Annotated in this window: 20 protein-coding genes and 1 riboswitch; of the genes, 19 read left to right on the forward strand and 1 reads right to left on the reverse strand. The window is 44.1% G+C overall.

Annotation, left to right across the window (positions count from 1 at the left end; genetic code table 11):
• Positions 1-14 precede the first annotated feature (14 nt).
• From FGL80_RS06025 to FGL80_RS06100, 16 genes are all read left to right on the forward strand, one after another.
• Entirely contained in the window at positions 15-371 is a 357-nt protein-coding gene (locus FGL80_RS06025; protein WP_010000220.1) for a hypothetical protein, read from the forward strand.
• Positions 350-1,126 (forward strand): segregation and condensation protein A, encoded by a 777-nt coding sequence (locus FGL80_RS06030; protein ID WP_055308019.1) that lies wholly within the window; start codon positions 350-352, stop codon positions 1,124-1,126. The genes FGL80_RS06025 and FGL80_RS06030 overlap by 22 nt, the downstream gene beginning before the upstream one ends.
• Positions 1,119-1,718 (forward strand): SMC-Scp complex subunit ScpB, encoded by a 600-nt coding sequence (scpB, locus tag FGL80_RS06035; protein ID WP_055308018.1) that lies wholly within the window; start codon positions 1,119-1,121, stop codon positions 1,716-1,718. Before FGL80_RS06030 ends, scpB begins: the two co-directional genes overlap by 8 nt.
• Positions 1,711-2,460: a pseudouridine synthase gene (locus FGL80_RS06040; protein ID WP_010000216.1), complete on the forward strand. Its 750-nt coding sequence runs from the start codon at positions 1,711-1,713 to the stop codon at positions 2,458-2,460. Before scpB ends, FGL80_RS06040 begins: the two co-directional genes overlap by 8 nt.
• Positions 2,461-2,512: 52 nt before the next feature.
• Positions 2,513-2,648: riboswitch (FMN riboswitch) on the forward strand.
• Between the two features lie 66 nt (positions 2,649-2,714).
• The gene (locus FGL80_RS06045) at positions 2,715-3,299 is read left to right on the forward strand and encodes an ECF transporter S component (protein ID WP_055308017.1); all 585 of its coding nucleotides are present in this window, start codon (positions 2,715-2,717) and stop codon (positions 3,297-3,299) included.
• Between the two features lie 76 nt (positions 3,300-3,375).
• On the forward strand, positions 3,376-3,945 hold the full coding sequence (locus tag FGL80_RS06050; protein ID WP_147001859.1) for a DUF2500 domain-containing protein: 570 nt from the start codon (positions 3,376-3,378) through the stop codon (positions 3,943-3,945).
• Between the two features lie 13 nt (positions 3,946-3,958).
• Positions 3,959-4,636 (forward strand): (d)CMP kinase, encoded by a 678-nt coding sequence (cmk, locus tag FGL80_RS06055; RefSeq protein ID WP_055308015.1) that lies wholly within the window; start codon positions 3,959-3,961, stop codon positions 4,634-4,636.
• Between the two features lie 95 nt (positions 4,637-4,731).
• Positions 4,732-5,922 carry a 30S ribosomal protein S1 gene (rpsA, locus tag FGL80_RS06060; RefSeq protein ID WP_010000210.1) on the forward strand — a complete coding sequence of 397 codons (1,191 nt, stop codon included), beginning with the start codon at positions 4,732-4,734 and terminating at the stop codon, positions 5,920-5,922.
• Positions 5,923-6,024: 102 nt separating this feature from the next.
• The gene (gene der / locus FGL80_RS06065) at positions 6,025-7,338 is read left to right on the forward strand and encodes a ribosome biogenesis GTPase Der (RefSeq protein WP_010000209.1); all 1,314 of its coding nucleotides are present in this window, start codon (positions 6,025-6,027) and stop codon (positions 7,336-7,338) included.
• Positions 7,339-7,533: 195 nt separating this feature from the next.
• Positions 7,534-7,809 carry an HU family DNA-binding protein gene (locus tag FGL80_RS06070; RefSeq protein ID WP_010000207.1) on the forward strand — a complete coding sequence of 92 codons (276 nt, stop codon included), beginning with the start codon at positions 7,534-7,536 and terminating at the stop codon, positions 7,807-7,809.
• A gap of 261 nt (positions 7,810-8,070) precedes the next feature.
• Positions 8,071-8,298, forward strand: a complete 228-nt coding sequence (locus tag FGL80_RS06075) for a CsbD family protein (RefSeq protein WP_010000206.1) — start codon at positions 8,071-8,073, stop codon at positions 8,296-8,298.
• A 202-nt stretch (positions 8,299-8,500) separates the two neighbouring features.
• On the forward strand, positions 8,501-9,766 hold the full coding sequence (locus tag FGL80_RS06080; RefSeq protein ID WP_055308014.1) for a tetratricopeptide repeat protein: 1,266 nt from the start codon (positions 8,501-8,503) through the stop codon (positions 9,764-9,766).
• Between the two features lie 96 nt (positions 9,767-9,862).
• Positions 9,863-11,068 (forward strand): CCA tRNA nucleotidyltransferase, encoded by a 1,206-nt coding sequence (locus FGL80_RS06085; RefSeq protein WP_147001860.1) that lies wholly within the window; start codon positions 9,863-9,865, stop codon positions 11,066-11,068.
• The gene (locus FGL80_RS06090) at positions 11,061-11,561 is read left to right on the forward strand and encodes a dihydrofolate reductase (RefSeq protein ID WP_055308012.1); all 501 of its coding nucleotides are present in this window, start codon (positions 11,061-11,063) and stop codon (positions 11,559-11,561) included. The genes FGL80_RS06085 and FGL80_RS06090 overlap by 8 nt, the downstream gene beginning before the upstream one ends.
• A gap of 7 nt (positions 11,562-11,568) precedes the next feature.
• Positions 11,569-12,420: a DegV family protein gene (locus FGL80_RS06095; protein ID WP_010000201.1), complete on the forward strand. Its 852-nt coding sequence runs from the start codon at positions 11,569-11,571 to the stop codon at positions 12,418-12,420.
• A gap of 79 nt (positions 12,421-12,499) precedes the next feature.
• Entirely contained in the window at positions 12,500-13,255 is a 756-nt protein-coding gene (locus FGL80_RS06100; protein WP_055308011.1) for an SGNH/GDSL hydrolase family protein, read from the forward strand.
• 35 nt (positions 13,256-13,290) lie between these two features.
• Here FGL80_RS06100 and FGL80_RS06105 read toward each other — a convergent pair whose 3' ends face one another.
• Entirely contained in the window at positions 13,291-14,322 is a 1,032-nt protein-coding gene (locus FGL80_RS06105) for a lactonase family protein (protein WP_147001861.1), read from the reverse strand.
• A gap of 122 nt (positions 14,323-14,444) precedes the next feature.
• Between FGL80_RS06105 and FGL80_RS06110 the strand changes: the two genes are divergently transcribed.
• Genes FGL80_RS06110 through FGL80_RS06120 form a run of 3 tightly spaced genes read left to right on the forward strand, consistent with a single transcriptional unit; the run spans position 14,445 to position 18,940 of the window.
• The gene (locus FGL80_RS06110) at positions 14,445-15,608 is read left to right on the forward strand and encodes a metallophosphoesterase family protein (RefSeq protein ID WP_147001862.1); all 1,164 of its coding nucleotides are present in this window, start codon (positions 14,445-14,447) and stop codon (positions 15,606-15,608) included.
• A gap of 5 nt (positions 15,609-15,613) precedes the next feature.
• On the forward strand, positions 15,614-17,977 hold the full coding sequence (locus FGL80_RS06115) for an ATP-binding protein (protein ID WP_055308008.1): 2,364 nt from the start codon (positions 15,614-15,616) through the stop codon (positions 17,975-17,977).
• Positions 17,978-17,992: 15 nt separating this feature from the next.
• Positions 17,993-18,940: a 3'-5' exoribonuclease YhaM family protein gene (locus tag FGL80_RS06120; protein WP_055308007.1), complete on the forward strand. Its 948-nt coding sequence runs from the start codon at positions 17,993-17,995 to the stop codon at positions 18,938-18,940.
• The last annotated feature ends 12 nt before the right edge of the window (positions 18,941-18,952 follow it).

The raw sequence follows: 18,952 nt of genomic DNA on the forward strand, positions 1-18,952 counted from the left end.
AATGAGGAAGAAAAATGTTAGCATTAGCTAGAAGTGATAATCAAAAAACCGTGATGGGTATTTTATCGTTGTTGCCTGGGTTACGTGAGTTACCATTTTTGAAAGCTGAAATGGCTTGGTACAACGATCGTGAGACCCGTTGCCTTTATGTTTGGCAGCGTAGTAATTGGGTGCAGGGTGTTTTGGGCGTTGAATTTTTAGATCATGATATCGTCTTGGTGCGTCATGTGGCGTTTACCCCAGAAGCCCGTACGGTTGAAAATTATTTTGAGTTGTTATCTAATTTTCAAACACAAAATCCAACGGCTTTTTTGATGGGAACACTAGATAATCAAAAATTAATTAATAAATGGAGAAGAGCAACATCGTAGCGCAGCGTTTAACAATCAAATTAAGCGATTTTGAAGGCCCGTTAGATTTATTACTGCATTTAATTAAAAAATCAGAACTGGATATTTTTGATTTGCCAATTACCACGATCACGGCCCAGTATCTAGCCTTCATTCAGGCGCAGCAAGATATGCAGTTGGATGTGGCGTCTGAATATTTGGTGATGGCGGCCACGTTAGTCCAAATTAAATCAGCGGATTTGTTGCCGCAAGAAACCTATGACGATGATATGCTGGTTGAGGATTTAAATGATCCACGTGATGAATTAATGCGGCAACTGTTAACCTATAAACAGTTTCAAGCTGCCAGTGCGCAATTACGAGAACGAGAGCGCGCTGATCACCAATCATTTGCACGGTTACCGATGGCAGTCCCAGCAGATTTTGAGCCTGATATGGCACTGGCACCAGGGCTTGGGTTAGTGGATTTACAGGTGGCATTTGCTAAGTTATTGCGCAAAAAACGACAACATGAACCGATTAGTCGTCGGGTTGTTCGTGAAAAAATGACGATGGCGCACGCAGTGGCTAATATTCGTCAGCATTTTGCAGCACACCAAGTTGGGGATATGTTGCCCTTTGAGTCGTTATTTGACCAGTTACATGATCGTGAATCGCTGGTCATGACGTTTATTGCTTTGTTGGAAATGGCAAAGGAAGATCAGGTTATTTTGCATCAAACAGATGCACAAGCAGAAATATTTGTAGAAATTGAGAACATAGACGGGCATGAATAATTTGAGTCAAATTGAAGCACTGCTCTTTGTCGCTGGTGATGAAGGGATGGCGCTATCAACGCTTTGTAGTATTACCCAATTTGATAAACCGGCAGTGTTGAACTTGATTGAAGCGCTAGCCAATAAATATGCTGATGATCCCAACAGCGCTTTAGAGATTCGGGAAACGGATGGCATGTATCGTTTGGTCACTAAGCCAGCACTTGGCGCAGTTGTTAAGGGGTATTTTGAAGCGCCAGCCCAGGCTACTTTATCACAAGCACAGCTAGAATCTTTAGTCATTATTGCCTACAAGCAACCGATTACGCGTATTGAAATTGATCAAATTCGGGGCGTCCAGTCAGCAGGTACCATTCAGAAGTTGATGTTGCGGCAGCTTGTGGTTGAAGTGGGGCGAAAAGATGAACCAGGTCGTCCCATTATGTATGGGACATCAGCCGAATTTTTAGATTATTTTGGCTTAAAATCACTTGATGAACTCCCACCACTACCAGATTTTGAATCCCTGGACGTCGTAGATGGTGGTGGCGAATTATTTACCAGCGCATTTGATGCGCAGACAACAGAAATGGAAGAAAAAAATGATGTCTGAAGAAGCACAACGTTTACAAAAAGTCATTGCGCAAGCAGGACTTGCTTCACGTCGTGGGGCAGAAGAATTAATCACACAAGGTCGGGTCCAAGTCAACGGTGAGACGGTCAAAACCCTGGGCATCAAAGTGATGCCACATGATACTGTTCAGGTTGATGGCGCACCGATTGAAGGCCGCGAAAAGCTGGTGTATTATTTGATGAACAAGCCACGTGGGGTGGTCACGACGAATAGTGACGATAAGGGCCGCCAAACGGTCCTTGATGTGCTTGAAGACGTGCCACAACGTGTTTATCCTGTTGGTCGTTTGGATTATGATACAACTGGTGTTTTATTATTGACCAATGATGGGGTAATCGCTAATCAATTGATGCACCCTAAGTCACGTGTTGATAAGGTCTATATGGCCAAAGTTGAAGGGATTGCGACTGACGAAAAGTTAGCGCCGCTAAAGCGTGGTGTGGTCATTCAAGGTCGGAAGACGGCCCCTGCGCGGGTGAGTGTTGAACGTGTGGATAAAGACAAAAAGACCAGTATGGTACGCGTTATTATTCATGAAGGTCGTAATCACCAAGTGAAAAACATGCTTCAAAAAGTGGGGTTACCAGTGGCTAAGTTGACACGTGAACAGTATGCCTTCTTTGATTTAACTGGTCTACAATCGGGTGAATATCGTAAATTAACGAGTGCAGAAGTCAAGCGCCTCAAGAATCAAGACTACAAAATGTATCGTCGTCGCTAAAACGTTGCTTTGTGATGATTACTTTGTTACAATTAGTAAGTAATCTTAATTGAATATACTTCAGGGTCGGGTGTAAATCCCAACCGGCGGTGAGACATGCAAGACATGGTAAGCCCGCGACCTGCGCAAGCAGCTGATCTGGTCAAAATCCAGAGCCGACCGTAAAGTCGGGTATAAAGAAGTTTAAAAAAGAAAGTAAAACTGCCTTTTTGTGCTACCCTGACAAATTGTGCAGTTTTTTTGAGGCAAAAATTATGTCCGTTTCACACACACGCACGCAACGCTTAACGCTGATCGCGATTTTAAGTGCCATTTCGTTTGGCTTAATGTTGTTTCCACAATTGCCGTTGATACCAGGAGCTGATTTTTTGAAATTAGACTTTTCAATTGTTCCGGTGCTGATAGCAGGGTATTGGTTAGATCTTACGGCGGCACTATGGACTGTCATCTTACGGACGCTCTTAAAGTTAATCTTGGCTAATGAAGGGGTCAATACCTATCTTGGCTTACCCGTTAACTTAGGGGCGATTGTGGCTTTTGCGCTAGTATTATTTTGGGTGATGCCACAGTTTGACGCCAAAAAAATTGGCCGCGCATTTTTTGCGGTCGGTGCGGCAACGGTGAGCTTAACATTGGCAGGTGTCCTGATGAACTGGTTGATCGCGGTACCACTTTATGCGAAATTTGCGCATTTTGATATTGCTAAAATGATTGGTTTGGGCCAATACTTTATCGCAATGGTGATACCGTTTAATATTGCGCAAGGTTTGATATGGGGCATTGTTAGTTTTGCTATTTTATCAGTCTTGAAGCCGCTTCAGCATAAAATTGTCTCTTAAGCAAACGTTGTGCACATCAACGACCCCCTATGTGGTAAACTTTTAAGTGAACTATTATGATGGAGGTCGTTTTATTATGAACGATTTTGACCCAAACAAGATGAGTCGGTCAGCCCGATCAAAGCAACAAAAAATTGAACCGCAATTTGCGCGTAAGTCGAGTCAACGTAACAGAGAACACAAGCGTTTACGGGTATTCCTTATTGTGCTTGGGTTGCTCATTTTATCGAGCGTACCAGTCTATGGCTTCTGGGCGAACCACAAAGCACCGCAACAACAAGTGGCGTCATCAGTGAGTCATAAGAAAACGGCATCGTCGAAAAAAGCATCGTCTGTTGACTCATCATCGTCATCGGTCGCTTCTTCAGACGATACTGCGGTATCTGAATCTGCCGTAAGTAGTAGTGATGACACCAGTTCAGTTGATGAGAGCGTTTCATCAAGTGCAGTCGAAAGTAGCAGTAGTGTGGCACCTGAAGCGTCATCGAGTGTTGCTAACAATACTGCCGTACTTGGTGCCAGCCAAACACTTTATAATTTTGCCGTGACTCATGGCATGACAACGGATCAAGTGATTGCGTTAAACCCAGGTCTTACCGTGTCAAATTATACCCAATATGCTGGTCGCGATTTAAATATTCGCTAAGTTAGAGGAGACTATGACAAATAATTTTCAGGTGGCAATTGATGGTCCAGCATCAGCTGGTAAGTCAACGATTGCCAAAATTTTAGCTACACAATTACAATACGTTTATGTGGATACGGGTGCGATGTATCGTGCCATCACCTTAGCGGCTAAATTAGCCGGCGTCGCATATGATGACGAAGCACGGGTTGTGGCTTTATTACCGCATACGCAGGTACGTTTTGAACCAGGGACACCAGTGCAACGTGTTTTCTTAAATGATCAAGAAGTGACGGAAGCAATTCGGTCAACTGAGATTACCAACAACGTGTCGTTGGTCTCATCGTATGCTGCAGTGCGAGCTGATCTTGTGGCCCGCCAACGAGAGATTGCCAACAGTCATAATGTGATTATGGATGGGCGTGATATTGGGACAACGGTATTACCAGATGCTCAAGTGAAGATCTTCCTTGTGGCTAGTGTTGACGAACGCGCACAACGCCGTTATCAAGAGAATTTAGCTAAGGGCATGACCGTTGATTTGCAGACCTTAAAAGCTGAAATTGAGGCACGTGATTATAAGGATTCACATCGTCAGATTAGTCCGTTAGTCAAAGCCGACGATGCCGTTTTGGTCGACACAACGGGTCACAGCATCGACGAAGTTGTGGCAATGATTACAAAAATCATCCTAGATAAACAGCAAGATTAACTTACAGCGTGAAAACGCTGTTTTTTACTATACAAGATAAACATATTCTGGTAAACTATACACATAGTGTAAATTGTAGGAGGACGTTAGACGTCATGAGTGAAACAAACAACGAGTTCTTAGCAGCTCTCGAAAGCGCAGCAGATCAAATTAAGGTGGGAGATGTCGTTACCGGTGAGCTTTTAGCTATTGATAATGATAACCAAGCAGTTGTTGGTTTGTCTACCGGTGAAGAAGGAGTTGTGCCAGCACGTGAGTACTCAGACGATCGTAACATCAACCTGGCAGACGAATTAAAAATTGGTGATACCATTGAAGCAGTTGTCATTTCTAACGTAACAAGCGACAAGGAAGGTGTAGCTTACTTGTTGTCAAAGAAGCGTTTGGATGCTCGCAAGGCATGGGAAAACTTGAGCTTTGCTGAAGGTGACACAGTTGATGCCAAGGTTATCAACGCTGTTCGTGGTGGTTTGATTGTTGATGTTAACGGTGTACGTGGTTTCGTACCAGCATCAATGGTTGCAGAACGTTTCGTTTCTGATTTGAACCAATTCAAGAATAAGGATATTAAAGCACAAGTTATCGAAATTGACCCTGCTAATGCACGTTTGATTTTGTCACGTAAGGCTGTTGCTGCACAAGAACGTGCTGCACAGTTGGCTGAAGTATTTAGCAAGTTGTCAGTTGGTGAAGTTGTTGAAGGAACTGTTGCCCGTTTGACAGACTTCGGCGCATTCGTTGACTTGGGTGGTGTTGATGGTTTGGTTCACGTATCAGAAATCTCACACGATCGTGTGAAGAACCCAGCCGATGTATTGACAAAGGGTGACAAGGTTGACGTTAAGATCTTGGCATTGGACACTGAAAAGGGTCGTATCTCATTGTCAATCAAAGCAACACAACGTGGTCCTTGGGACGAAGCTGCAGATCAAATCGCTGCAGGTTCAGTGCTTGAAGGTACTGTTAAGCGTGTGAAGGACTTTGGTGCCTTTGTTGAAATTTTGCCTGGTATCGAAGGTCTTGTACACGTTTCACAAATTTCAAACAAGCGTATTGAAAACCCATCAGAAGTTTTGAAGTCTGGTGACAAGGTACAAGTGAAGGTATTGGACATTAAGCCAGCCGAAGAACGTATTTCATTGTCAATGAAGGCTTTGGAAGAAAAGCCAGAACGTGAAGATCGTCGTGGTAACGATGGTTCAGCTTCACGTGCTGATATCGCTGCTTACAAGCAACAAGATGACTCAGCCGCAACATTGGGTGACATCTTTGGTGATAAGTTGTAAGAAGCATCAACATAAAAGAGCTGGTTCGCCAGTTCTTTTATTTTTGAAAAAAATTGAGTGAGCATTAGTGGACGCTCACGGTATGAAAAAGGAGGTGCGATTATGGCAGCACCAATAGTAGCCATTGTTGGCCGACCAAACGTCGGAAAATCGACTATCTTTAACCGGATGGCCGGAGAACGTATTGCAATTGTTGAAGATCAACCAGGGGTGACACGCGATCGTTTGTACGCACCAGCCGAATGGTTGAATTATGAATTCCGGATGATTGATACCGGCGGGATTGAACTCGGAGACGAACCATTTTTGGCCGAAATTCGTGCCCAAGTTGAATTAGCTTTGGATGAGGCTGATGTCATTGTCATGGTGACATCTGGGCGTGAAGGGGTGACTTCAGCTGATGAAGTTGTCGCAAAAATGCTTTATAAGACGGACAAGCCCGTAGTGCTTGCGGTCAATAAGGTCGACAACCCAGAAATGCGTCAAGATATTTATGACTTTTATTCACTTGGTCTTGGCGAACCTTATCCAGTTTCTGGGTCACACGGTTTGGGCTTAGGTGATTTGTTGGATGAAGTTGTCAAGAATTTCCCCGACGAAGCAGCTGAACAAGAAGACGATGGCGCTATTCGTTTTAGTATCATTGGTCGGCCAAATGTTGGCAAGTCATCAATTGTGAATGCCATTTTGGGTGAAGAACGGGTGATTGTGTCTGATATCGAAGGGACAACTCGTGATGCCATCGATACGCGTTTTGTCACGCCTGAAGGTGATGAATTCATCATGGTGGATACTGCTGGGATGCGTAAGCGCGGTAAGGTGTATGAGAATACAGAAAAGTATTCTGTGATGCGCGCCTTGAAAGCCATTGATGATAGTAATGTGGTCTTGATGGTGCTGGATGCCGAAGCAGGTATTCGGGAACAAGATAAGCACGTGGCAGGTTTTGCGCATGAAGCCGGCCGTGCCATGATTATTGTGGTCAACAAATGGGATGCCATTGAAAAAGATGATCACACGATGAAAGATTTCGAGAATTTGATTCGCGCTGAATTCAAGTTCTTAGATTATGCACCAATTGTCTTTGTTTCAGCAAAAACAGGGCAACGTTTGGATCGTTTGCCACAGATGATTAAGGATGTTGATGCTAACCACCGTAAGCGTATCTCATCGTCAACGTTGAATGATGTTATTATGGACGCGATTGCCGTGAACCCAACGCCAACTGATAATGGCCGCCGCTTACGTGTTTACTATGCGACACAAGTTGCCGTGCAACCACCAACTTTTGTTATCTTTGTTAATGATGTTGAATTAATGCACTTCTCATACGAACGTTTCTTAGAAAATAAAATCCGTGAAGCCTTTGATTTCACGGGTACGCCAATCAAATTGATTGTCCGTGCTCGTAAATGAGAAGTTAGCGACTGCGCATGTGAGTCATGTTGTGATGACGTCATTTTCTTGTGACAAAATTATTACGAAAACCTGAAAACCCGCATAAACACTACACATTCGGGCGTTCTTGTGTTATTCTAGTTACATGAAATAATGTTTCGACAGATTTCAAAACCGGTTGACGGTTAATAAAAACTCTTAGGAGAAGCGAAAATGGCTAACAAGCAAGAATTAGTAGATTCAGTTGCAAAGGCAACTGGTTTAACAAAGAAGGATGCTACTGCAGCAGTTGATGCTGTCTTTACATCAATCGAAGAAGCTTTGAAGAACGGTGAAAAGGTTCAATTGATCGGTTTTGGTAACTTTGAAGTTCGTGACCGTGCAGCTCGTAAGGGTCGCAACCCACAAACTGGCGCAGAAATCGAAATTCCTGCATCAAAGGTACCTGCATTCAAGCCTGGTAAGGCATTGAAGGAAGCTGTTAAGTAATCAGATTCTGACTGAATCGTGATTGACAGGGTATCCTGGGAGAAATTAGCCAACATAAGTGTTTATTTTCTAATCTAGCATACCGAAGGCAAGCGCAATAGCGCTTGCCTTTTTCTGTGTTGTGACGCCATTAATTTTAAAAGGCGTTAATAAATAAAGGACAAAATACTTAAAAAATAATGTGCAAAATTCACCCTATATTATCTTTTTTGTGTTAGAATACACTTGTAACGTCAAATCACCACTCAAGGAGGACAGGTTATGTCAGTTGAAGAAAAGTTTGATAACGCTAAGGACAAGGTTGCTGGTAAGGCAAAAGAAGTAGAAGGCAAGGTTACCGGTGATAAGGCACGTGAAGCAGAAGGCAAGGCTCAAGGGCTATTTGCTGATGTGAAGGACAAGCTATCAGATGCTGCTGAAGCAGTCAAGGACAAGGCAGAAGAAGCCGTTGACGCAGTGAAAGATGGTTTCGACCATCTCAAGAAGTAAGATATCAGTTAGTAACGCTGCTCAGATGAGCGGCGTTTTTATGTTGAATAGATTATCGATATATTAGCCATAAAGTCGCTGTTACCAACGGTTTTATGGTAAAATAGGCTGTTAAATAAGATCATATTAATGGCGATATACTGCCCTAAAAAGTAGTGTTGTCGGCCAATAAAAAATAGGGGTCAAAGTTAGAGGAGTCAGAATGTCAACAAGTTATGCCGAACAAATGTTAGATGCATTGGAGCGTGGTCAGTTAGAACCTGCGCAAAAATTTTTTGATCAATCGTTACGTCAAGATAGCGATGAGTTGATTTATAGTTTAGCCGAAGAGCTGTATGCCTTGGGCTTTTTAGAAGAAGCACGACGCGCTTATCAACAATTATTGGCTAAGTATCCGGAAGAAGATGAGTTGCGCACAGCATTGGCTGACATTGCCATTGAAGATGGCGATATTGATGACGCACAAAATTATCTCGCACAAATTCAACCGGATTCTGATTCTTATTTGCGGGCACTATTGGTTAAGGCAGATATTTATCAATCAGAAGGCTTAAATGAAGCAGCTGAACACAGTTTGTTACAGGCTGAAAAATTAGCGCCAGATGAAGATATTATCCAGTTTGCTTTAGCTGAATTTTATTTTGCAAATCAAGCCTATCAGAAGGCCATTAGTCGCTACCGCGCCTTACTCTTGAAAGGTAAGCGTGAAATGAGTCGGGTGGACTTGGTGGCGCGAATTGGGGTCGCATATGCCCAAATCGGGCAATATGACCATGCCATTGGTTATTTGGAACAAATCAAGCCAGAATTGATGACGTTAGACACGCGTTTCCAGCTAGCTATTTTGTACCAAGAAACGCATCGAGAAAACGATGCGATCCGTCTATTTAATGACATTTTGGATGTTGATCCAAAGTACACGTCAGTTTATCCACTACTTGGACAAGCCTATACGCAAATTCACCAGTTAGAAGACGCTTATCGGACGTACCAGGCTGGGCTAGCCCAAGATGAAACGAATGTGTTGTTGTATCGTCTTGCCGGTCAGGCAGCTGAAAAATTGGGGGATACGGCGGCAGCCGAAGTATATTATCTCAAGGGACTCGCTGTTGATGAGTCCGATGTTGCAACACTGATTGCGTTGACTGATCTCTGGTTTGCCCAACAACGTTATGAAGACGTGATTGCGCGCTTAACGACAGCCATGGCAGAGGATGTCTTAGATCCACAGTTCTATTGGTTATTAGCTCGTGCCTATCAAGCTATTGGGGAGACAGATAAGGCCGCTGAAAATTGGGCAACTGCTGCGCCATTATTCCAAGATAATAGTGCCTTCTTGCGCGATTTGATTGATTGGTACCATGAACAAGGGCAACCTGAAGAAGAAATCTCTGCGTTGAAGCAATATCTATTCTTGGCACCTGATGATCTGGACATGCAAATGCGTCTGGAAGATTTAGCTTACTAAGATGAGCAAAAAAGACTGGAATCAGCCTAATAAATGGTGCGGGGGAGTGTTTCTAATTAGGGTGTTTTTGATATAATAGACAGAAGGATATTATGTATGAAAATTGAAGCGTTACCATCAGAATTTGAGGCTGCCAAACCAGTTTTACAGCGTTTAGAAGCAGCCGGATTTGAAGCCTATTTTGTTGGTGGCTCCGTACGCGACATGTTACTTCAAAAACCGATTCATGATGTTGACATTGCGAGTGCTGCCTTTCCAGAAGAGGTCAAAAAACAATTTGATAAAACAGTCGATACTGGTATTCAGCACGGGACTGTCATGGTATTAGATCATGGGCTGGGCTATGAAATTACGACGTTTCGGACGGAATCAACCTATACAGATTTTCGCCGACCTGATACAGTCACGTTTGTGCGCAGTTTGTCAGAAGATTTGCAACGCCGTGATTTTACGATTAACGCGTTGGCAATGACCTATGATGGTGAAATTGTTGATTTGTTCGATGGGTTAGCGGATTTGTCGGCCGGTGTCATTCGGGCCGTCGGTGAGGCTGAAGTACGGTTTACTGAAGATGCGTTGCGCATGATGCGCGCATTACGTTTTAGTGCCCAACTTGGCTTTCAAATCGCACCAGATACCCGCGCAGCTTTGCAACGTTTGGCGCCAAATTTGGCCAAAATTGCGGTTGAACGCATTCGTGTTGAATTTGAAAAACTATTGATGGGTCAGCAAGCCGCTGCCAGTCTGACCATGGCAATTGAAGATGGCGTTGTGACGTACTTACCTGGTCAGCTTGATCAGTGGCAATTTGCTGATATTATCGCTGACCTTGAAAACCAGCAACCCGCAACAATTCCAGTCGTTTGGGCGCATCTTTTAACCCGTTCAACGTTAAACGAGTCAGAGATGACGACATTTATGCGGACTTGGAAAACAAGTCGGGACTTGATTAAGATGGTAACTGCGGTTGTTCCGGTTGCACGCCACATTGCGCGGCGTGACTTATGGACGTTATATCAAATTTATGATTACCGTGACGTTTTGATGAGTGTATTACGTTTAATCCGAACTGATGATGCAGTAATTGCCGATGTGGACGCGATGTTTGAGGCCTTACCGATTCATCATACACGTGAACTACGTGTGGCTGGCGGCCAGTTAATTGCCGAACAAATTGTACAACCAGGCCCACAAATGGGGCGTATTTTAAAGCAAATTGAACGGGCAGTTGTCACAGGCCAAGTGGCCAATCAGCCAGCGGCATTGTTAGCCTATGCAAAGGAGCTCAGTCAACATGACTAAGATTAAAATGGTATGGGCGGAAGACGAACAGCACGCAATTGGTAAGAATGGGGACTTACCATGGCATTTACCTGATGACCTTAAGCTATTTAAACAAGAAACAATGGGGACGTTAATGATTATGGGTAGGACAACTTGGGATAGTATTGGGCGCCCATTGCCCAACCGTACAACCCTGGTGTTAACCCATCAAACTGATTGGCAACCTGGCTATGACGACGTACTTGTCGCGCATAGTATGTCAGAAGTTTTGGCCAAAATTGCGGCAGAAGATCGTGATGTGACCATTGCTGGTGGGGCAACCATGTATCAAGCATTCATGCCTTATGCCACGGATTTAATAATTACAAAAGTTGCTGGTGATGTGGCGGGTGATACGTTTGCCCCAGCGGTGGATTTGTCACAATTTGAGCTGATTGCCAGTCAACCACACCCAAAAGATGAAAAACATGACTACGCATTTGTTGTTGAACGATATCAGCGTAAGAATTGAGGAAAAAATGTCGAATATAAAGATTGTTACAGATTCAGCGATTGCTTTAACCCCAGAAGAAATCGCCCAATATGATATTACGGTAGTACCTTTGACGGTGCAAATTGATGGGGTCGTTTATGAAGATGGCGTGACACTTCAACGTGATGAATTCCTTGAAAAGATGTCAAAAAGTGACACTTTACCGCAGACATCACAACCATCAATTGGAAAGTTTCAGGCAGCTTATGATGCCATTCATCAACAATATCCTGAATCAGAAATTTTGAGTATGCACCTCTCATCTGGTTTGTCTGGGACTGTGCATGCCGCCGAACAAGCGGCAGCACTATCAGCAGCTAAAATTACAACATTTGATACATTAAATGCTGACCGTGCCGAAGCTTTTCCCGTTTTAGCAGCGGCTAAAATGGCACAAGCAGGGGCATCAATGGCGGAAATTTTGGCGGAAGCTGAGAAGGTACGCTCGGAATCACATACATTTTTGAGCTTTACCTCATTAGATAACATGGTTGCCGGTGGTCGTTTAAGTAAAACATCAGGCATCATTGGGAATTTGTTAAACATTAAAGTCGGTGCGACGGTTGATCAAACAGGTTCAGTTGAAGTCGTAGCCAAAGGACGTGGTATGAAGGCCATTGCCAAATTCAATGACAGTGTGATTGAAAAAATGCAATCTTATAATGAGATGATTGCGATTGGTATTTCTCATGCCGGTGTCCCAGAAGTAGCCGAAAAAATGGCTGCTCGTTTGAATGCGATCTGGCCCGATATTAAAATTGAAGTCACGAATACGACACCGATTGTCTCAACGCATACGGGTATCGGTGCTTTGGCTATTTTGTATCATGCGCGCTAAAAACGTGTGATAGTAACCCCAAAATTTTTTGGGGTTTTATTTTAGTCGTTGTGTCAAGAAAGGACGTTGGGGAACCGCAATGTGGGGACAATTGAAACATTTCAGCCATCAACTTATCGGTCGGTTTAAAACGTGGCAGATGATGGCACATTGGCAAGATTCAGATATGATGAGTTTAGCGCGTATCCGATACTCGGCCTTGAAGAATGTGCGTCAAATTGGCATTATTGGCGATAGTGTGTCGTTTGGCTTAAAGGCCAAATATAATTATGGCCAGTATCTTCAAAAAGCCACAGGGGCCACGATTCAAAATCTGGCGGTATCTGGTGCGCATCTTGCTGATAACGGTTTTACCAGTTTATTTCAGCAGGCCCAACGGCTAAAACCAGCTGACTTATATATTGTACAAGGCACGGATGATGATTGGCTGGGGAATGTGCCCATTGGTGCGCCGACTGATTTGACCGCTACGACTTATATCGGCGCGTTCTATCAGATTATTGCCCATTTACGGCAACTACAGCCGCAGGCGACAATTCTTGTCTTGACGCCAACTTATCAAACACCTGTCCGTGGACAACAGGTGCGACGGACTGACCGGACGTTAAATGGTTTGGGTTTGGATTTGCATGCCTATGTGGCTGCTCAGCTCACGGCTTGTCAGAATTTAGCAGTACCCGTCATCAACTTAATGCAAAAAAAGTTATTTGATCCGAGTCAGGCCGACTTTCGGGCACAATTTATGCCGGATGGGTTACATCCAAATGATGTGGGTCAGCGCCGCATTGCCAGATTGATCGCTGAAACTTACACTAAAACGCTGAAAGTCAAATAAAAAAGTTCAAGTCAAACGACTTGAACTTTTTTTGATTAGTTTTCAAAGGCAACGCGCACACCTTCTGGAATGGCAAAGTCTTTTTGTAGTAGCGTTAATTCGCCAGTTTCTTGATCACGGGCAAAGAGGGTCACATTATCAGTGTCTTGGTTGGCAACAACAAGGAAATCTTGTTTGTCATCCCAGTTCATATCACGTGGGAATTCACCTTCAGAACTAATGAGTTGGATACGTTCAATTTCTGCCCCTTCATTCATGACCTTAAAGACAGCAATTGAGTTGTGGCCACGGTTTGACGCGTAGATGAATCGACCGTCATGGCTAATGCGGAGGGCAGCTGAACCATTGTGGGCTGTCCAATCGGCTGGAATCGTTGATGCCGTCATCACGTGCTCAAATGTGCCATCTTCAGCGTTATATTTCAAGACGCTTAGTAAGCTTGAAAGTTCACCTAACAGATAGGCATATTGCCCATCTGGTGAAAAACGAATATGACGTGGACCAAAGCCTTCTTCGGTGCGGAAACGTGCCACTTCAGTAAATTGACCATCATCTTGTACGTCAAAAGTAATCACTTCATCTGTTCCTAAGTCGACAGCAACTAAGCGATTATCAGGTGTCAAGTTAGCAAAATGAATGTGAGAGCTTCCTTGTTCTGGGCGTAGGCCAGAACCTGTATTAGTCCATGTTGTCACGAGTGACAGGTTGCCATCAGGCTTGATTTGATAAGATTCAACGGTACCACGATGGTAGTAACCGGCAAAGACAAGTTGACGGGCTTCATCAATACCAATATAAGCTGGCGCAGAACCTTCACTTAATTGGGCATCAATTTCAGCCAATGGGCGAACAGTGTTATCAAATGTAACAACGCCACCTTGACCGTTGCGATTTTCAACGGCATATACTTTGTCGGCCTTTGATACGGCGAGGTAAGTCGGATTTGTTAGTGGTGCCACAAAAGTGGGGTTTTGTAATTGACGCGCTTCAGTGTCGAGTTCAGCTTCATAGAGGCCTTTTGAGATGCGTTTCGTATAAGTACCAAATAAAATTTTATGAATTGTCATAATAAACTCTCCTTGATGTATTGCCTCTATCATAGCATATATGTAAGGGGTTTCACAAGTTGTGAAAGTGCAAGCAATTCAGTATAATTAAATAAGCGAACATTTGTTCAGAGAGGTCGATTATGAAATTTATTCATGCAGCGGATAGTCACTTAGGTAACCCCTTTAAAGGGTTAGACCGTGAGTTACCAGCAGCGCTCAAACAGTTAGTGCAAGCGTCAACCATGCACGCATTTGAAAAAATGATAACGCAGGCGCTGACGGCGCAGGTTGATTTTTTAGTGATTGCTGGGGATTTATATAGTGCCACCGAAAATAGTCCCAAAGTCCAAGTTTTTGTGCATCAACAATTTGAACGTTTAAATCAAGCAAATATTCCGGTCTATCTGAGTTTCGGGAATCATGATTTTGAAGCGGATCAACATGCCCACTTACCTTGGCCAGCAAATGTGCATGTGTTCAGTCAAGATGTGGCGACACAACGGTTCACACTTGCGTCCGGTGAACGGGTGGCAATCACTGGATTTAGCTACCAAACGCCACGACAAATGCAGCCTGTTTTGACGGATTTTCCAGTGAAAAGCACGACGGATGACTATCATATTGGCCTGTATCATGGCGCGTTGGGAAAGGCGGGCGATCCTTATGCACCATTTACTGTACAAGGACTACTCACCAAGCACTATGATTATTGGGCACTTGGCCACATTCATGTGCGACAAACACTACATGAGCAACCATTTATTGGGTATTCGGGGAATTTACAAGGGTTAAACCGGAAAGAAACCGGCGAGAAGGGCTATTATTTAGTCACAGCGACACAAGGTAAATTAGTTCCAGTATTTCAGCCATCAACGGTGATTCGTTGGGAGGAACTCGTTTTTACGGACAGTTTAAACGAAGATGAGTTGTTAGCACGACTGGCTGATCGTGATGATCAGACGCCTGTCTTTTTCACCATTCAGCTCACTGGACAGCTAGATCCAGCTGTGGTTGAACGTTTAACGAGTGGCGTGATGTTAGCCAAAATTCGGGCGAATCTACCAGCCAACCAATGGGTTGTTAAACTGGAACGGCGACAGGTCGCCACAACGTTGTTAGCAGCCGATCAAATTGATCAACAATTTTGGCATGACGCATTGGCGCAAGTACTCGATGATTTTGATATGGGGGCGCATTTACCCGCACAAGTACCTAATGCTGTCCGTGAGTATTACCTTAGTGCAGCTGGTAAGCAAGCTTTGCGTGACAAAATGCAACAACTGTTATTAGAAAGGAATATGTGAGACGCATGGATATCCAACAAGTCGATATCAGTGGCTTTGGGCGTTGGTCGAAGCAACATTTTGACTTTCAGTCAGGACTCCAAGTCATTATTGGCCAAAATGAGTCTGGTAAGTCAACCTTACGGGCCTTTATCGTTGGGATTTTATTTGGTTTTCCCAGCAAAAAAGGGAAGACTAATACTTATGACCCGCGAGATGGGAGTCGCTATGGTGGGAGCTTAACGGTGCGTTTTGCGTCCGAAACGGTGAAAATTACCCGCTTAGGCCGCACACAATCGCAATTAACGATCACACGTTTAGCTGACCAAACGCGTATCGCTGAACCCGAAAAGTGGTTAGCCGACCAATTAGCCCCGCTAAATCGTGAAGCTTTTGACGCGATTTTTAATTTTAGTCAACAGGATTTAGCAGAAATTACCCAGCTCAAAGCGGTTGATTTACAGAAGCTTCTACTCAATATTGGGGCCGTAGGCAGCGCACAATGGTTAACCGTCGCTGATGACCTAGACAAACAAGCAGACAAGCAATTTGCGCAACGGCCAACAGGTAAGCGGCCGCTTAATCAAGCGACCAAGCATTATTTTGAGACATTGGCACAAGTTCAGCAAAAAGCGACCGCCTTACCCGATTTTATTGCAGGTGAGGCGGAAGTGATGGCTGATCAACAACGTGTCGATGAGGCTAAAACAGCTGTTTTATCGCTGACAGCACAAGTTAAACAGCATGAGCAACTGCAACAACAATATGATGTGTATACAACAGCCGTTGCGTTAAAAACAAAAATGACGCAAGCTGGGCCGCACGTTTCAGATGCGGATTTGCTGGCTTTACAAGAGCAGACGTCAGCCATCAAATTACATCAATCGGCCTTAGAAACTTTACAACAGGCACAAGATCCCAAACAAGTGGCAGCCACACCAGACGCCTTTGAATTTGAAACGACTTTAGCGCAAGCCCAGCACGCGGTGACACAATTACAGGAGAAACTAGCAGCACGTGAAAAGCTCCTGTCAGCGCAACGCCAATTACAGGCACAATTTGAAGATGGGGTGCTACCCGAACCACTAAGTCCTGCTGAAAAGCAACAATTGACACGTCGTAGTTCTGAAATGGTCTGGTTGATGGCGAGTTTGGTTGTCGGCGTCTTAGGCTTTTTGGTTGCCAAACCAGGGGTCTTGTTGGCCATTATTCCGGCTGGCTTGGCCTTTTGGCAATACAAGTCACATCAGCGCCAAGTTGCTGCAATTTTAGCGCGCTACGGGCATTTAACGGTTGATGAGGTGTTGACACTGCAGAAAACCTTGCAGCAACAACCCGCAACAAAACAAAAGTTGTCGGCTTTAAACATTGCGATTGCTGATTTGCAAACCGCGATTATGCGTCAATTGAAGCCAGTTGCCACGCATTTTAACGTGACGTTGCATATGACTGATTTAGCGCAATCAGTGGTTGAATTGCAACATCGCTATGAACAGCAAAAATTAACGGCGCAACACGACTTTATGGCGTTGAGCCAGCAACAACAGCAACGCGTTGAAGCCATCGCGTTTCATCAGCAGCAATTAGATCAAGCTCGTGAAGCGCAACAAAAGTTATTTGCCCAGTATCATGTCAGTGACATGGCAGATATCGAGGCCCTAAAACAACAAGAGTTATCACAGACCAGACTGCGCCAACGGTATGACGATTTGATGCGTCAAATTCAGCCTGACATGCTGGCACAATTAGAACAAATTAAGGATCGTGATACGTTACAGGGACAACTCACCGCTTTACAACAACAGTTGCAAGTTGCCCAGCAGCGTCTTTTTGCCTGCCAAGCGGCATTATCAGATCACCAAGCACAACAAGCGCATTTAACCAGTAACGATCAATTTATCGCCATGCAACAGGCGCTTGCAGACGAGGAGACCGCCTTAATTGAACAATTCGGTGTCTATATTGCCGAAAAGTTGACTAGTCAATGGATTACAGTCGCTTTGCAACGTGCCTCGCAAAACCGCTTTCCAAAAATGCAAACATTGGCGACGCAGTATTTCCAGCGATTAACGCACGGACGCTATCATGAGATGACATTTTCAGCGTCAGAATTACTAGTCACGCGCGCGGACCAGCAACAATTTGCCGTGACTGAATTATCAACTGGGACACAAGAACAACTTTATATTGCGTTAAGGCTGGCTTTAAGTCGCGTGATTGCAGATATTGTGTCGGTCCCAATTTTGATTGACGATGGGTTTGTTAATTTTGATCCGCAGCGTAAACAGACAATGATCGCGCTATTACAAGATATTGCCCAGCAGCAACAAATCATCTATTTTGCAACGGCTTGGCCCGATCAAGCGGTCGAGAGTATGATAAAATTATAATCAAAGAGGTGGCAAATGGTGAAATTACTGACAGCGTATCAAGATACAGAACCGATTGACAATTTTGCATTAATTAAAAGTGCCGATATGCGACTGACAAAAACGGGCAAACCTTATTTGAGTCTGGTTTTTTCGGATCGATCGGGTGATTTGCCAGGTAATTTATGGGATGCGACGGATGAGCAGATAAAAACCTTACTGCCAGGTCAAATCGTCAAATTGCAGGGCGTTCGCGGTGCTTATCAGGATAAGCCACAAGTTCAAATTACGCATATACGCTTATCACAAACTGGGGAACCGGATGATCCGGCTGACTTTATGACGCATGCGCCGATTAAGACGGAGGCGATGCAAGAAGAATTAAATGACCTCATTTTGATGATTACCAATCCTACTTGGAATCGGTTGGTGCGAAAGTTATTTACAACCTATCATGAGGCGTTTTTGCGTTTTCCAGCAGCTAAGGTGAACCACCATGCGTTTGCCGGCGGCTTAGCGTATCATTCATTATCGATTGCACGTTTAGCAAAAAGTGTCGCAGCGCAATACCCACAACTAAATCAGTCCTTACTGATTGCTGGGGCTTTGTTGCATGATTTAGGCAAAGTCATTGAATTATCTGGTCCGGTTGCTACGCAATACACATTGGCTGGCAATCTGATTGGACATATTACGTTGGTGGATGAACAAATTGTATTGGCCGCTCACGAATTAAAATTTGACTTACAATCTGAAGACATGCTGTTGCTGCGGCACGTTGTGTTGGCGCATCATGGGGTACTAGAATATGGTTCGCCAGTACGACCAGCCACGATGACAGCCGAAGTGTTACATCAACTCGATGAGATTGATGCCAATATTCAGATGATGACGGCTGCTTTAGAAAAAACGCCAGAACATGCTTTTTCTGATCGCATCTTTGGATTAGATAATCGTCGTTTTTATCACGATACGCAGGCATAAAAAAACACGTCA

The organism is Leuconostoc lactis (assembly GCF_007954625.1).
Taxonomy (GTDB): Bacteria; Bacillota; Bacilli; order Lactobacillales; family Lactobacillaceae; genus Leuconostoc; species Leuconostoc lactis_A.

Excerpts from the sequence above, each read along its gene's own strand:
- FGL80_RS06025 (WP_010000220.1), top strand. The coding sequence starts at position 15 with ATGTTAGCATTAGCTAGAAGTGATAATCAAAAAACCGTGATGGGTATT.
- FGL80_RS06030 (WP_055308019.1), top strand. The coding sequence starts at position 350 with ATGGAGAAGAGCAACATCGTAGCGCAGCGTTTAACAATCAAATTAAGC.
- scpB (WP_055308018.1), top strand. The coding sequence starts at position 1,119 with ATGAATAATTTGAGTCAAATTGAAGCACTGCTCTTTGTCGCTGGTGAT.
- FGL80_RS06040 (WP_010000216.1), top strand. The coding sequence starts at position 1,711 with ATGTCTGAAGAAGCACAACGTTTACAAAAAGTCATTGCGCAAGCAGGA.
- FGL80_RS06045 (WP_055308017.1), top strand. The coding sequence starts at position 2,715 with ATGTCCGTTTCACACACACGCACGCAACGCTTAACGCTGATCGCGATT.
- FGL80_RS06050 (WP_147001859.1), top strand. The coding sequence starts at position 3,376 with ATGAACGATTTTGACCCAAACAAGATGAGTCGGTCAGCCCGATCAAAG.
- cmk (WP_055308015.1), top strand. The coding sequence starts at position 3,959 with ATGACAAATAATTTTCAGGTGGCAATTGATGGTCCAGCATCAGCTGGT.
- rpsA (WP_010000210.1), top strand. The coding sequence starts at position 4,732 with ATGAGTGAAACAAACAACGAGTTCTTAGCAGCTCTCGAAAGCGCAGCA.
- der (WP_010000209.1), top strand. The coding sequence starts at position 6,025 with ATGGCAGCACCAATAGTAGCCATTGTTGGCCGACCAAACGTCGGAAAA.
- FGL80_RS06070 (WP_010000207.1), top strand. The coding sequence starts at position 7,534 with ATGGCTAACAAGCAAGAATTAGTAGATTCAGTTGCAAAGGCAACTGGT.
- FGL80_RS06075 (WP_010000206.1), top strand. The coding sequence starts at position 8,071 with ATGTCAGTTGAAGAAAAGTTTGATAACGCTAAGGACAAGGTTGCTGGT.
- FGL80_RS06080 (WP_055308014.1), top strand. The coding sequence starts at position 8,501 with ATGTCAACAAGTTATGCCGAACAAATGTTAGATGCATTGGAGCGTGGT.
- FGL80_RS06085 (WP_147001860.1), top strand. The coding sequence starts at position 9,863 with ATGAAAATTGAAGCGTTACCATCAGAATTTGAGGCTGCCAAACCAGTT.
- FGL80_RS06090 (WP_055308012.1), top strand. The coding sequence starts at position 11,061 with ATGACTAAGATTAAAATGGTATGGGCGGAAGACGAACAGCACGCAATT.
- FGL80_RS06095 (WP_010000201.1), top strand. The coding sequence starts at position 11,569 with ATGTCGAATATAAAGATTGTTACAGATTCAGCGATTGCTTTAACCCCA.
- FGL80_RS06100 (WP_055308011.1), top strand. The coding sequence starts at position 12,500 with ATGTGGGGACAATTGAAACATTTCAGCCATCAACTTATCGGTCGGTTT.
- FGL80_RS06105 (WP_147001861.1), bottom strand. The coding sequence starts at position 14,322 with ATGACAATTCATAAAATTTTATTTGGTACTTATACGAAACGCATCTCA.
- FGL80_RS06110 (WP_147001862.1), top strand. The coding sequence starts at position 14,445 with ATGAAATTTATTCATGCAGCGGATAGTCACTTAGGTAACCCCTTTAAA.
- FGL80_RS06115 (WP_055308008.1), top strand. The coding sequence starts at position 15,614 with ATGGATATCCAACAAGTCGATATCAGTGGCTTTGGGCGTTGGTCGAAG.
- FGL80_RS06120 (WP_055308007.1), top strand. The coding sequence starts at position 17,993 with ATGGTGAAATTACTGACAGCGTATCAAGATACAGAACCGATTGACAAT.